This window comes from Methylibium petroleiphilum PM1, from assembly GCF_000015725.1.
GTDB lineage: Bacteria > Pseudomonadota > Gammaproteobacteria > Burkholderiales > Burkholderiaceae_C > Methylibium > Methylibium petroleiphilum.
In genome coordinates, this window is the sequence record NC_008825.1 from 832,236 (window position 1) to 844,631 (window position 12,396).

9 protein-coding genes are annotated in these 12,396 nt (G+C 71.1%); 6 read left to right on the forward strand and 3 right to left on the reverse strand.

Annotated features, from left to right (window positions below):
• Positions 1 to 202: 202 nt before the first annotated feature.
• The 3 genes from xdhC to xdhA form a co-directional block, all read right to left on the reverse strand.
• The gene (gene xdhC / locus MPE_RS03980; RefSeq protein ID WP_011828397.1) at positions 203 to 1,030 is read right to left on the reverse strand and encodes a xanthine dehydrogenase accessory protein XdhC; all 828 of its coding nucleotides are present in this window, start codon (positions 1,028 to 1,030) and stop codon (positions 203 to 205) included.
• 7 nt (positions 1,031 to 1,037) lie between these two features.
• Positions 1,038 to 3,413: a xanthine dehydrogenase molybdopterin binding subunit gene (gene xdhB, locus MPE_RS03985; protein WP_049820758.1), complete on the reverse strand. Its 2,376-nt coding sequence runs from the start codon at positions 3,411 to 3,413 to the stop codon at positions 1,038 to 1,040.
• 213 nt (positions 3,414 to 3,626) lie between these two features.
• A complete protein-coding gene (gene xdhA / locus MPE_RS03990; protein ID WP_011828399.1) occupies positions 3,627 to 5,174 on the reverse strand; it encodes a xanthine dehydrogenase small subunit in 1,548 nt (515 codons plus the stop codon).
• A 125-nt stretch (positions 5,175 to 5,299) separates the two neighbouring features.
• Here xdhA and MPE_RS03995 point away from each other — a divergent pair, with 125 nt between their 5' ends.
• The 6 genes from MPE_RS03995 to MPE_RS04020 all read left to right on the forward strand — a co-directional run bounded on the left by MPE_RS03995 (position 5,300) and on the right by MPE_RS04020 (position 12,354).
• The gene (locus MPE_RS03995) at positions 5,300 to 6,280 is read left to right on the forward strand and encodes a LysR family transcriptional regulator (RefSeq protein WP_011828400.1); all 981 of its coding nucleotides are present in this window, start codon (positions 5,300 to 5,302) and stop codon (positions 6,278 to 6,280) included.
• Positions 6,281 to 6,302: 22 nt separating this feature from the next.
• Complete coding sequence (gene guaD / locus MPE_RS04000) at positions 6,303 to 7,640, forward strand: guanine deaminase (protein WP_011828401.1); 1,338 nt, start codon at positions 6,303 to 6,305, stop codon at positions 7,638 to 7,640.
• Between the two features lie 196 nt (positions 7,641 to 7,836).
• The gene (locus MPE_RS04005; protein ID WP_011828402.1) at positions 7,837 to 8,697 is read left to right on the forward strand and encodes a hypothetical protein; all 861 of its coding nucleotides are present in this window, start codon (positions 7,837 to 7,839) and stop codon (positions 8,695 to 8,697) included.
• A 54-nt stretch (positions 8,698 to 8,751) separates the two neighbouring features.
• On the forward strand, positions 8,752 to 10,281 hold the full coding sequence (locus tag MPE_RS04010) for an ABC transporter ATP-binding protein (RefSeq protein ID WP_011828403.1): 1,530 nt from the start codon (positions 8,752 to 8,754) through the stop codon (positions 10,279 to 10,281).
• On the forward strand, positions 10,274 to 11,437 hold the full coding sequence (locus tag MPE_RS04015) for an ABC transporter permease (protein WP_011828404.1): 1,164 nt from the start codon (positions 10,274 to 10,276) through the stop codon (positions 11,435 to 11,437). Before MPE_RS04010 ends, MPE_RS04015 begins: the two co-directional genes overlap by 8 nt.
• Entirely contained in the window at positions 11,434 to 12,354 is a 921-nt protein-coding gene (locus MPE_RS04020; RefSeq protein WP_011828405.1) for an ABC transporter permease, read from the forward strand. Before MPE_RS04015 ends, MPE_RS04020 begins: the two co-directional genes overlap by 4 nt.
• The last annotated feature ends 42 nt before the right edge of the window (positions 12,355 to 12,396 follow it).

Here is a 12,396-nt window from a genome sequence, read left to right on the forward strand (position 1 = left end):
CTCACTCCACACAGCGGACCGTCACGGCGCTTCGATACACCGCGGTGTGCCTGGGTTGAAGGCCTTCGAGCACCACGGTGATGTGTGCTGACCGGGACGTCGGGTGAATGGCGGAGTGAGGTAGAGGAGGAGGGGACGGCCATGAGGCCGGCACCGGGGGACACGAACGCAGGCGTTCACCCGGCGGCCCGGTCAGCAGCGCTCAGCCAACAACAGATCCCGTGGCTTGCAGCAACTGCGCCACCGCTGCGATCGCCAGCACCGCGGGCTCCTTGCCGGTGATCCCGGGGAGGCCGATCGGGCAGGTCAGGCGGGCGATCGCGGCGTCGGACACGCCGCGCTCCTGGAAGCGGTGCACGAAGCGTGCGCGCTTGGTGCGGGAGCCGATCAGCCCGCAGTAGGCGAAGTCGCCGCGCCGCAGTACGGCTTCGGTGATGCGCAGGTCGAGGTCGTGCTCGTGGGTCAGCACCAGGTAGCAGGCGCCGGGCGGCGCCTGGGACACCTCGGCCTCGACCGCGTCGACGCACAGCGCCTGCACGTGCGGCGGCAGCGGCGCCAGCGCCGCGAAGGCGTCGAACTCGGCTTCGCGCTCGTCGATCCACTGCACGCGGCAGTCGATGCTGGCCAGCAGCGCCACGATCGCGCGGCCCACGTGCCCGGCGCCGTAGAGCTGCAGATGGAAGCGTGGCACGGTCTCGGGCCAGGCCGCCAGCGACGCCGCGTCGAGCGGCGCATAGCGCAGCGTGACCTCGCCACCGCAGCACTGGCCGAGCGAGGGGCCGAGCGCGAGCGTCTGCTCGCGCGGCGGCTCGTCGCCGCGCGTCGTGCAGCGCGCCAGCCGCTCGCGCGCCTGCGCGATGGCCTGCCATTCGAGGTGGCCGCCGCCGATCGTGCCGCGCACCGAGTCGGCCGCCACCAGCATGCGGGTGCCGGCCTCGCGGGGCACCGAGCCGCGCGTGGCAGCCACCTCGACGACGATCGCCGGGCGGGATGCGTCGAGCCAGCGGAGGGCGTGGGTGCGCAGGGTCATGGTGGCTTCAGCGTGCCGCACGCACCGCGTCGATCGCGTCGAGCACCGCCTCGGGCGTGGCCGGCGCGCGCAGCGGCGGGTCGACGCGGTGGCCGCCGACCGCCGAGACCGCGTCGCGGATCGCCAGGAACACCGAGAACGGCAGCAGCAGCGGCGGCTCGCCGACCGCCTTGCTGCGGTGGATGCTGTCCTCGACGTTGTCGTTGTTCTCGAACAGCGCGGTGCGGAAGACCGGCGGGCAGTCGTTCGCGGTCGGGATCTTGTAGGTGCTGGGCGCGTGCGTCATCAGCAGGCCGGTCTTGGGGTGCCAGACCAGCTCCTCCGAGGTCAGCCAGCCCATGCCCTGGATGAACGCGCCCTCCACCTGGCCGATGTCGACCGCCGGATTCAGCGAGCGGCCCACGTCGTGCAGCAGGTCGGCGCGCAGCAGGCGGTGCTCGCCGCTCAGCGTATCGACGACCACCTCGGCCACCGCCGCGCCGTAGGCGAAGTAGTAGAACGGTCGGCCCTGCAGCGTCTCGCGGTTCCAGTGCAGGCCGGGCGTGGCGTAGAAGCCGTCGCTCCACAGCTGCACGCGCGCGGCGTAGGCCTGCGCCACCAGCGCGTCGAAGTCGAGGTTCGCGCCATTGACGTGCACGCGGTCGTCGGCGAAGCGCACCGCCTCCGGCATGCCGCCATGCATCGAGGCCGCCAGCGCGGCGAGCCGCTCGCGCAGCTGGCGGGCCGCGTCCTGCGCGGCCTTGCCGTTCAGGTCGCTGCCGGTCGAGGCCGCGGTGGCCGAGGTGTTGGCGACCTTGTGGGTGTCGGTGGCGCTCACGCGCACGCGCTCGAAGGCGATGCCGAGCTCGTGCGCCACCACCTGCGCCACCTTGGTGTTCAGGCCCTGGCCCATCTCGGTGCCGCCGTGGTTCACCAGCACCGAGCCGTCGGTGTAGATGTGCACCAGCGCGCCGGCCTGGTTGAAGTGCGCCACGTTGAACGAGATGCCGAACTTCACCGGTGTCAGCGCCAGGCCCTTCTTCAGCACCGGGCTGGCGGCGTTGTAGGCGGCGACGGCCGCGCGGCGCGCGGCGTAGTCGCTGCTCGCGGCCAGCGTGTCGACCAGCGGCGCGATCACGTTGTCGTCGACCTGCTGGCCGTAGGGCGTGACGTTGTTCGAGGTCGTGCCGTAGAAGTTGGCGCGCCGAACCGCCAGCGGGTCCAGGCCGAGCCGGCGCGCCACCGAGTCGAGGATGACCTCGATCGCGATCGCGCCCTGCGGCCCGCCGAAGCCGCGGAAGGCGGTGTTGCTCTGGGTGTTGGTGCGCGCGCTGTGGCCGTGCATCGCCACCTCGGGCAGCCAGTAGGCGTTGTCGAAGTGGCAGAGCGCGCGCGTCATCACCGGGCCCGACAGGTCGGCGCTCCAGCCAGCGTTCGACACCATCGTCACCTCGGCCGCCAGCACGCGGCCGGCGTCGTCGCAGCCGACCTCCCAGGCGTACTCGAAGCCGTGCCGGCGGCCGGTGACGAGGAAGTCGTCGTCACGGTCCACGCGCAGCTTCACCGGCCGCTGCAGCTTCACCGCGGCCACCGAGGCGACGCAGGCGAACACCGCCGACTGCGACTCCTTGCCGCCGAAGCCACCGCCCATGCGCCGGCATTCGACCTGCACCTGGTTGGAGCGCCAGCCCAGCGCATGCGCCACCAGATGCTGCATCTCGCTCGGGTGCTGGGTCGAACAATGGACCTTGAGCCCGGCGTTCTCGGTCGGGCAGGCGTAGGAGATCTGGCCTTCCAGGTAGAACTGCTCCTGGCCGCCGACGCTCAGCGTGCCCTGCAGGCGGTGCGGTGCGGCGGCCAGCGCGGCGTGCAGCGCGCCGGGCGCCGACTCGCGCACCAGGTGCATGTCGGGCAGCACGTACTGCCGCTTCGCGTGTGCCTCCAGCGCACTCAGCACCGGTGGCAGCGGGTCGATCGAGAGCACCGCCTTCGCCTGGGCGGCAGCGCGGCGCGCCCGCTCGCGGTCGGTGGCGATCACCGCGAACACCGGTTGGCCGAGGTAGTGCACGTGGCCGGTGGCGAGGATGGGCTCGTCGTGCACGATGGGGCCGCAGTCGTTGGGCCCGGGGATGTCAGCCGCGGTCAGCACCGCCACGACGCCGGGCAGGGCCTTCAGCCGCTCGACGTCGATCGCCTTCAGCACGCCGTGCGCCACCGGCGACAGGCCCAGTGCCGCGTGCAGCGTGCCGACCAGCTCGGGCAGGTCGTCGATGTAGGGTGCCGCACCGGCCACGTGCAGGTGCGCCGACTCATGGGGTCGCGCGCGGCCGGCCTCGGGGGCGGTCTGCTCCGAGGGGGGCTGGGTGCTGCTGTCGACGAGGAAGGCGTCGGCCTGCTTGTTCACCGGAGTCTCCTGTTCCTGTTCATGCCAGGGTCTTCGGGGCGGTGCTGCGGCGAGGTGGAGGGTGGGGCCCCGTGGGTGGGTGGGTGAGTGGCAACGCGCATCGGGTACCCCCGCCAAGCGATGACGCTCACCCGCCCATGGCCCCGCGCGCGCCCGACAGGAACGACAGGATCAGGCATCGAAAAAAGGCTCATGGACGCAGTACGGTCCGACTCAAGCGGCCGCCCACACGTTGGTCTGCGAGGTCGGCAGCGGCGCAACCGGCCGCGTCTCCAGCCACAGCCGCATCAGCAGGTTCTGCGACGCGCGCAGGCGGTAGCCGGCCGACGCCCGCATGTCGGTCAGCGGCGCGTAGTCGGTGGCGAGCGCGGCCATCGCCGCCTGCACCGTGGCCTCGGTCCAGGGCTGGCCGACGACAGCGGCCTCCGCCGCCGCGGCCCGCTTGACGATGGCCGCCATGCCGCCGAACGCGAAGCGCGCCTGCACCACCGTCTCGCCGTCGAGCGTGAGGGCGAGGCCGGCGCACACCGCCGAGATGTCGCAGTCGAAGCGCTTGCTGAGCTTGTAGGCCCGTACCTGCGTCGAGGCGGCCGGGCGCGGCAGCTCGATCGCCTCGATGAACTCGCCCGGCGCGAGCCGGTTCTTCATGTAGTCGACGTAGAAATCGGCGAGTGGCAGGCGGCGCTGCTGCGCGCCGCGGCGCAGCAGCAGTGCGGCATCGAGCGCCAGCAGCACCGGTGCGCTGTCGCCGATCGGCGAGCCGTTGGCGACGTTGCCGCCCATCGTGCCGGCGTTGCGCACCGGCAGCGACGCGAAGCGGCGCCACACCTCGGCGAGTGCCGGCGCGACGCCGACCAGCGCGCGCCACGCGTCCTCGAGCGGCGCGCCGGCGCCGATGCGCAGCGTGTCGCCCTGCCACTCGATGCGCTTGAGCTCGTCGACGTCGCCGAGGTAGACGATCTCGCCGAGCGCACGGAACTGCTTGTTGACCCACAGCCCGATGTCGGTGCTGCCGGCCAGCAGCCGTGCCTGCGGGCGGCTCTCGACCAGCGCCGCCAGCGCGGCCAGTGTGCGCGGGGTGTGGAAGCCGGCGGCCGGCTCGGCGGTGGCGTCGCCGGGCTGCTGCCCTTGCAGGGAGCGCAGCGCCGCGACGATGGGCGCGGTGTCCAGCCGCTTCGGCGGCAGCGTGAACATGCGCTCGCCGGCGTCGAGGATGGGGCGGTAGCCGGTGCAGCGGCACAGGTTGCCCGACAGCTCGTCGGCCAGCTCGGCGCGCGTCGGCTGCGAGCCGGCCTCGCAGTGGCGCTCGTAGCAGGCCGCGAGCGACATCGCGAAGCCCGGCGTGCAGAAGCCGCACTGCGAGCCGTGGCAGTCGACCAGCGCCTGCTGCACCGGGTGCAGCGTGCCCACGCCGGGGTCCGCGACGGCCATGCCCTGGGCGATCGCCTGCAGATCCTCCACCGTCAGCAGCGCCTTGCCGTGCAGCGTGGGCAGGAACTGGATGCAGCTGTTCACCGTGCGCAGGCTCAGGCCGCCGACCACGGTGGCGCGCGCCGAGGTCGTGCCCACCGCATCGGCATGCTCGGCCAGCTCGGCGACGACCACGGTGCAGGCGCCGCAGTCGCCCTCGTTGCAGCCCTCCTTGCTGCCGGTGCAGCGGGCGTCCTCGCGCAGCCAGTTCAGCACGCTGCGTGTCGGCGATGCGCCCTCGACCGCGACGACGCGGCCTCGGTGGAAGAAGCGAACGGCTGGCAGGCTCATTGCGTGGCGTTGGGGGAGCGGCGGGCGGGGCGCGGTCTGACGAATCTTGCGGTTCGGGCCGAAGGTACTCCACGCCGACCCCATGCGAATACGATGCCAGCGATAACCGGTATGCCGATGACGATATGAGCCAGCCCACGCTTTTCGACAAGATCGAGCTCCATCTCGTCCGCGTCCTCCACACCGTGATCACCGAACGCAGCGTGTCGCGTGCCGCACTCAGGCTGCGCACCACCCAGCCGGCCGTCAGCGCCCAGCTCAAGCGCCTGCGGGCGCTGGTCGGCGACCCGTTGTTGGTGCGCTCCGGCACCGGCATGGCGCCGACCGCGGTGGCGCTGCAACTGCTGGAGCCGGCGGCAGAGCTGCTGCGCAACGCCGAGCGGTTGTTCGGCTCGCGCGCCGAGGCGCTGGCCTTCGACCCGGCGCACAGCGAGACGACCTTCCGCGTGGCGGCGAGCGACTATCTCGACCCGCAGTTCCTGCCCGCGCTCGTGACGCGGCTGCGCGCCGAGGCGCCGGGCATCCGCGTTGAGGTGCTGCCGCTGTCGGCCGAGTTCGACTACCGCAAGGGCCTGGCGCGCGGCGAGGTCGACCTGGTGATCGGAAACTGGCTGCGGCCACCGGCCGAGCTGCACCTGGGCCGCCTGCTGTCCGACGAGATCGTCTGCCTGGTCGCCGAGGACCACCCGGCCGTGAAGAGCCCGCGCAGCTGGACCGCCGAGCGCTACCTGGCCAGCGAGCACATCGCGCCGACGCCGCTGCACCCCGGTGCGCGCGGCGTGATCGACGAGCACCTCGACGCGCTGGGTCTGGCGCGCGACATCGTGGTGCGCAGCCCCTACTTCGGCCTGGGGCCGCAGATGGTGGCGCACTCGCGGCTGGTGCTCACCACCGGCCGGTTGTTCTGCAGCCGCTACGTCGGTCAGCTGCCGGGCCTGCGCATCGTGCGCTGCCCGGTGCCGTTCCCGGCGCTGGTGTACTACCAGCTCTGGCACGAGCTGAGCCACCAGTCGGCCGCCGGTCGGTGGCTGCGCGGCGTGATGCGCGATGTGGCGCGCGGCCTGCCGAAGCCGGGTGCCGCGGCCCCGCGCGCCGGCGCTCACTGATGACCACGCAAGGGAGCACCGCATGAGCCAAAGGCTGGCCCTGTTCGGCGACCTGCTCGACATCGAGGTCGACCCCGGCTTCGCTGCCCCTGGCGACGCCGCCGGCGTGCGCTACCGGCCCGACCACTGGCTGCTGGTCGAGGACGGCCGCATCGTCGGTGCCGAGCCGGCCCGCGCCGGCAGCGGCCCCGACGCGAGCTGGCAGCGTGTGGACCACGCCGGGCGGCTGATCACGCCGGGCTTCATCGACACCCATGTGCACTGCCCGCAGCTCGACGTGATCGCGAGCTACGGCACCGCGTTGCTCGAGTGGCTGAACACCTACACCTTCCCGGCCGAGCTGCGCTATGCCGATCCGCTGGTGGCGGCCAGCGGTGCCGAGCGCTTCGTCGATGCGCTGCTGGCGCACGGCACCACCTCGGCGGTGGTGTTCCCGACTGTCCACAAGGGCGCGACCGAGGCGCTGTTCACCTCGGCCCGCGCACGCGGCATGCGGCTGGTGGCCGGCAAGGTGCTGATGGACCGCCACGCGCCCGACGGCCTGCGCGACGACGTGCTGCAGGCCGAGCGAGATTGCGCCGATCTGATCGCGCGCTGGCACGGCAACGGCCGCCTGTCGTACGCGGTGACGGTGCGCTTCGCGGCCACCAGCACGCCGGAGCAGCTGGCGATGGCCGGTCGGCTGTGCCGCGAACACCCGGGCGTGTACATGCAGACCCACGTGGCCGAGAACACCGACGAGGTGCGCTGGATCGCCGAGCTGTTCCCCGAGGCTCGCAGCTACCTCGATGTCTACCACCGGCACGGTCTGCTGCACGAGCGCGCGGTGCTGGCGCACGGCATCTGGCTCGACGACACCGACCGCGCGTTGCTGCGCGACACCGGTGCGCAGATCGCCTTCTGCCCGTCGAGCAACCTGTTCCTCGGCAGTGGTTTGTTCGACTGGCAGGCCGCGGTCGACACCGGCTACCGCGTGTCGATGGCCAGCGACGTGGGCGGCGGCACCAGCCTGTCGATGCTGCGCACGCTGGCCGATGCCTACAAGGTGCAGGCGCTGCGCGGCGTGAAGCTCAGCGCCTGGAAGGCGCTGCATGCCGCGACGCGCGGCGCCGCCGAGGCGCTGGGCCTGGCGCACGAGATGGGTCACCTCGGACATGGTGCGCTGGCTGACCTGGCGGTGTGGGACTGGGCGGTCGGCCCGGTCGCCACGCACCGCGATGCGGTGGCGCGCCGCGGTCGTGCCGGCGTGTCGCCGCTGACTGCGCTGCACGAGCGCGTGTTCGCGTGGATGACGCTAGGCGACGAGCGCAATCTCGTCGCGACCTACGTGGCCGGCGCGTGCCGCCACGAGCGCGGCTGAGCGCGGAGGCGCGGGCTCGTAGAGCACGGGTCGCATCGGCGGGCGAATGGATTCGTTGTTGGATTCAACATGGTGCACGAATTGGTATACCAAAAGTGTGATGCCTCTTTTGGTGGCATCCCGGCCGCTGGAGAGGCCTTTTCTTCTGGTACGGAAGTTGCGGTCCGACGCTTCACCACTCCTCCGAAGGACCATGATGAATCCGAACTGCAAGACCGCCTTCGCGCTCGCGCTCGCCGCGCTGAGCTGCACCAGCTTCGCCGCCGACTGGAGCGACACCGCGATCAGCGTGCGCTACGGCACCCAGTTCGCCGAGCCTTTCAACAACAACCCGGACGGTTCGCGCAACGACATCACCAAGACGATCGTCGGCCTGACGCACGTGAGCGGCTACAAGTACGGCGTCAACTTCTTCAACGCCGACCTGCTGCTGTCGGACCGCAACGACCCGGGCGACGGCACGCCCGGTGCTTCCGGTGCGCAAGAGGTCTACATCGTCTACCGCCACCTGCTCGACTTCGGCAAGGTCATGAGCAAGGACCTCAAGGTCGGCCCGGTGCGCGGCTTCGGCTTCACCGCCGGCTTCGACTGGAACACCAAGAACGACGGCTACGCCTCGAAGAAGCGCATGTTCGTGTTCGGCCCGACGGTGATGTTCGACGTGCCGGGCTTCGCGAATCTCTCGCTGCTGGCCTTCAAGGAAAGCAACTCGCCCAAGGGAATCTCCGATCGCTACACCTACGACACCCATCCGGCGCTGGCGGCGGAGTGGGGCATCCCGATCGGGAGCCTGCCGCTGGCCTTCGAGGGCTACGCGCTCTACATCGGCGACAAGGGCACCAACGAGTTCGGCGGCCCGACCAAGCCCGAGACGCACATCGACATGAAGCTGATGCTCGACGTCGGCGTGCTGGCCGGCGCGCCCAAGGGCACCTTCAAGGTGGGCCTGGCCTACGAGTACTGGAAGAACAAGTTCGGCAACCCGACCGAGACCCCGGGGGCCGGCGACGGCGCGACCGCGCGCACGCCAATGATCCGCGCCGAGTACCACTTCTGAGCCGCAGCGGGCGAGCTGCTGTCCCGGTTCGCCCCTGACCGCCACCCACCGCTCATGCTCCGTCTCGAACTCCTCGGCATCAGCAAGCAGTACCCGGCCGTCAAGGCCAACGACGGCGTGAGCCTGCGCGTCGCGCCGGGCCAGATCCATGCGGTGCTGGGGGAGAACGGTGCGGGGAAGTCGACGCTGATGAAGATCATCTACGGCGCGGTGCGGCCCGACGCCGGCGAGATGGTCTGGGACGGGCGGCAAGTGCAGATCGCGAGCCCGGCGCAGGCGCGCCAGCTCGGCATCAGCATGGTCTATCAGCACTTCAGCCTGTTCGACACCCTGACAGCGGCCGAGAACGTGTGGCTCGGCCTCGACAAGAGCCTGTCACTTGCCGAGGTGACGGTGCGCATCGTGCAGGTCGCCAAGGTCTACGGACTCGAGGTCGACCCGCAGCGGCCGGTGCATTCGCTGTCGGTCGGCGAGCGCCAGCGCGTCGAGATCGTGCGCGCGCTGCTCACCGATCCCAAGTTGCTGATCCTTGACGAGCCGACCTCGGTGCTGACGCCACAGGCCGTCGAGACGCTGTTCGTCACGCTGCGCCAGCTGGCCGAGCGCGGCTGCTCCATCCTCTACATCAGCCACAAGCTCGACGAGATCCGCGCGCTGTGTCACCACTGCACGGTGCTGCGCGGCGGCAAGGTCACCGGCGAGGTCGATCCGCGCACGGTCGGCAATGCCGACCTGTCGCGACTGATGATCGGCGCCGAGCCGCCGAAGCTGCAGCACATCCAGGCCCGACTCGGCGACGTGGCGCTGCAGGTGAGCGGCCTGACGCTCGCGAAGCAGTCGCCGTTCGGCACCGACCTGAAGGACATCGGTTTCGAGGTGAAGGCCGGCGAGATCGTCGGCGTGGCTGGCGTCTCGGGCAACGGCCAGCAGGAACTGATGGCTGCGCTGTCGGGCGAGGATCCGCGCGCGCCGCTCGGCGCGGTGAAATTGTTCGGGCACGACATCGGCCGGCAGCCGCCGCGCGCCCGCCGCGCGCTGGGGCTGCACTTCGTGCCCGAGGAGCGGCTGGGGCGCGGCGCGGTGCCGACGCTGTCGCTCGCGGCGAACACGCTGCTGACGCGCACCGAGGCGGTGGGCCGCGGCGGCTGGCTGCACATGGCCCGGGTGCATCGGCTCGCCGAGTCGCTGATCCGTACCTACAACGTCAAGGCCGGAGGGCCGAAGGCGGCCGCGAAGAGCCTGTCGGGCGGCAACCTGCAGAAGTTCATCGTCGGCCGCGAGATCGACGCGCGGCCGAAGCTGCTGATCGTCTCGCAGCCGACCTGGGGTGTCGACGTCGGTGCGGCGGCACAGATCCGTGGCGCGCTGCTGAAGCTGCGCGACGAGGGCTGCGCGGTGCTGGTGGTCAGCGAGGAGCTCGACGAGCTGTTCGAGATCAGCGACCGCCTGCTGGTCATCGCGCAGGGCCGCCTGAGCCCGAGCGTTGCGACGATGCGGACCACGGTCGAGCTGATCGGTGAGTGGATGAGCGGGCTGTGGCCGAAGGCCGATACCGCCAACGGCGAGGCGCTGCACCATGCTTAAGCTCGAGGCCCGCGCCCAGCCCTCGCAGGCGATGTCGCTGGCGTCGCCGCTGATCGCGCTGGCGTTGACGGTGCTGCTGGCCAGCCTGCTGTTCGTCGCGCTCGGCAAGGACCCGCTGAAGGGCCTGGGCATCTTCTTCCTCGAGCCGCTCAACGGCATGCGCTCGGTGTCGGAGGTGCTGTTGAAGGCCACGCCGCTGATCCTGTGCGCGCTGGGTCTCGCGGTCTGCTACCGCTCGAACGTCTGGAACATCGGTGCCGAAGGGCAGTTCCTGCTCGGCGCCATCGCCGGCGGCGGGGTTGCACTGTGGCTCACCAACCTGGGTGTCAGCGGCATGCGCGGCCTGTATTCGCCGCTGGTGCTGCTGGCCGGCGTGGTGGGCGGCATGGCCTGGGCCGCCCTCACCGCGATGCTGCGCGATCGCTTCAACGCCAGCGAGATCCTGGTGAGCCTGATGCTGGTCTACGTGGCCCAGCAACTGCTGAACTACCTGGTGTTCGTGCCCTGGAAGGACCCGGGCGGCTTCAATTTCCCGCAGACGAAGACCTTCGACGCGTCGACCTGGCTGCCGACGCTGCTGCCGGGCTCGCGGCTGCACTGGGGTTTCGTGCTGGCGCTGGTGATGGTGGCGCTGTTCTGGGTCTTCCTGTTCCGCTCCTGGCGCGGCTACCAACTGCAGGTCGGCGGCCTGGCGCCGGCAGCGGCGCGCTATGCCGGCTTCTCGGCGCGCGCTTCGCTGTGGACCGCGCTGCTGATGTCGGGCGGCATGGCCGGCCTGGCCGGGGCCATGGAGGCGGCCGGGCCGCTGCGCCAACTGACGCCGCATGTCTCCACCGGCTATGGCTTCACCGCGATCATCGTCTGCTTCGTCGGCCGCCTGCATCCGCTGGGCATCGTGTTCTCCGGCGTGCTGCTGTCGATGCTGCTGATTGGCGGCGAGCTCGGCCAGTCGCGCTTGGGCCTGCCGAACGCGCTGACCGGCGTGTTCCAGGGTCTGCTGCTGTTCCTCCTGCTGGCCTGCGACACGCTGATCCACTATCGCTTGAAATGGACTCCCCCCGTTGCGGCTGCGCCGCTCCCCCCCGGGGGGGAGCCGCTGGCGGGCCGGCGAAGCCGGACCCGCGGCGGCCACTCGGTCGAGGAATCGGCGCCATGAACGAAGCCGCGCTGCTGATCGCCGCGACGCTGGCCTCGGGCACGCCGCTGGCCATCGCCGGGTTGGGCCTGTTGCTGAACGAGAAGGCCGGCGTGCTGAACCTCGGCGCCGAGGGGATGATGCTGGTCGCCGCGATCGCCGGCTTCGCCGCCGCGCTGTACACCGGCAGCGACACGCTGGCCTTCGCCGCCGGCGCGCTGGCCGGCATGGCGATGGCGGCGCTGTTCGCGCTGCTCGTGATCGGCCTCAACACCAACCAGTACGCCACGGGCCTGGCGCTGAGCCTGTTCGGTGCGGGCTTCTCGGCCTTCGTCGGCGTCGATCTGGTGGGCAAGAAGCTGGCCGATCGCGCGCCGTTCGAGGTTCCGCTGCTGGCCGACATCCCCTTCTTCGGGCCGGCGCTGTTCCGCCAGCACCCGATGGTCTACCTGGCGATCGCGGCGGTCGCGGCGCTGGCCTGGTTCCTGTACCGCAGCCGCGCCGGCCTGGTGCTGCGCGCGGTGGGCGAGTCGCCCGAGTCCGCCCATGCGCTGGGCTACCCGGTGCGCACGATCCGCTTCGCCGCGGTGGTGGCCGGCGGCGCGTTGTGCGGCGTGGCCGGCGCCTTCCTGTCGGTGGTGTACGCGCCGTTGTGGGTCGAGGGCCTGGTAGCCGGGCGCGGCTGGATCGCGCTGGCGCTCACCACCTTCGCCACCTGGCGACCGGCACGTGTCTTGCTCGGTGCCTACCTGTTCGGCGGCGTGACGATGCTGCAGTTCGCGCTGCAGGGCGCGGGCGTGGAGGTGTCGAGCCAGCTGCTGTCGATGCTGCCCTACATCGCCACGATCGTCGTGCTCGCCCTCATCTCGCGCAACCCGCTGTGGATCCGCATCAACATGCCCGCGTCGCTCGGCAAGCCTTTCCATCCCGGTTCGTGACGGGCAGGACGGCCGGTCCCTTTCTTTCTTCATCCTTCGCCT

Excerpts from the sequence above, each read along its gene's own strand:
- guaD (WP_011828401.1), top strand. The coding sequence starts at position 6,303 with ATGAGCCAAAGGCTGGCCCTGTTCGGCGACCTGCTCGACATCGAGGTC.
- xdhC (WP_011828397.1), bottom strand. The coding sequence starts at position 1,030 with ATGACCCTGCGCACCCACGCCCTCCGCTGGCTCGACGCATCCCGCCCG.
- MPE_RS03995 (WP_011828400.1), top strand. The coding sequence starts at position 5,300 with ATGAGCCAGCCCACGCTTTTCGACAAGATCGAGCTCCATCTCGTCCGC.
- MPE_RS04015 (WP_011828404.1), top strand. The coding sequence starts at position 10,274 with ATGCTTAAGCTCGAGGCCCGCGCCCAGCCCTCGCAGGCGATGTCGCTG.
- MPE_RS04005 (WP_011828402.1), top strand. The coding sequence starts at position 7,837 with ATGAATCCGAACTGCAAGACCGCCTTCGCGCTCGCGCTCGCCGCGCTG.
- MPE_RS04020 (WP_011828405.1), top strand. The coding sequence starts at position 11,434 with ATGAACGAAGCCGCGCTGCTGATCGCCGCGACGCTGGCCTCGGGCACG.
- xdhA (WP_011828399.1), bottom strand. The coding sequence starts at position 5,174 with ATGAGCCTGCCAGCCGTTCGCTTCTTCCACCGAGGCCGCGTCGTCGCG.
- MPE_RS04010 (WP_011828403.1), top strand. The coding sequence starts at position 8,752 with ATGCTCCGTCTCGAACTCCTCGGCATCAGCAAGCAGTACCCGGCCGTC.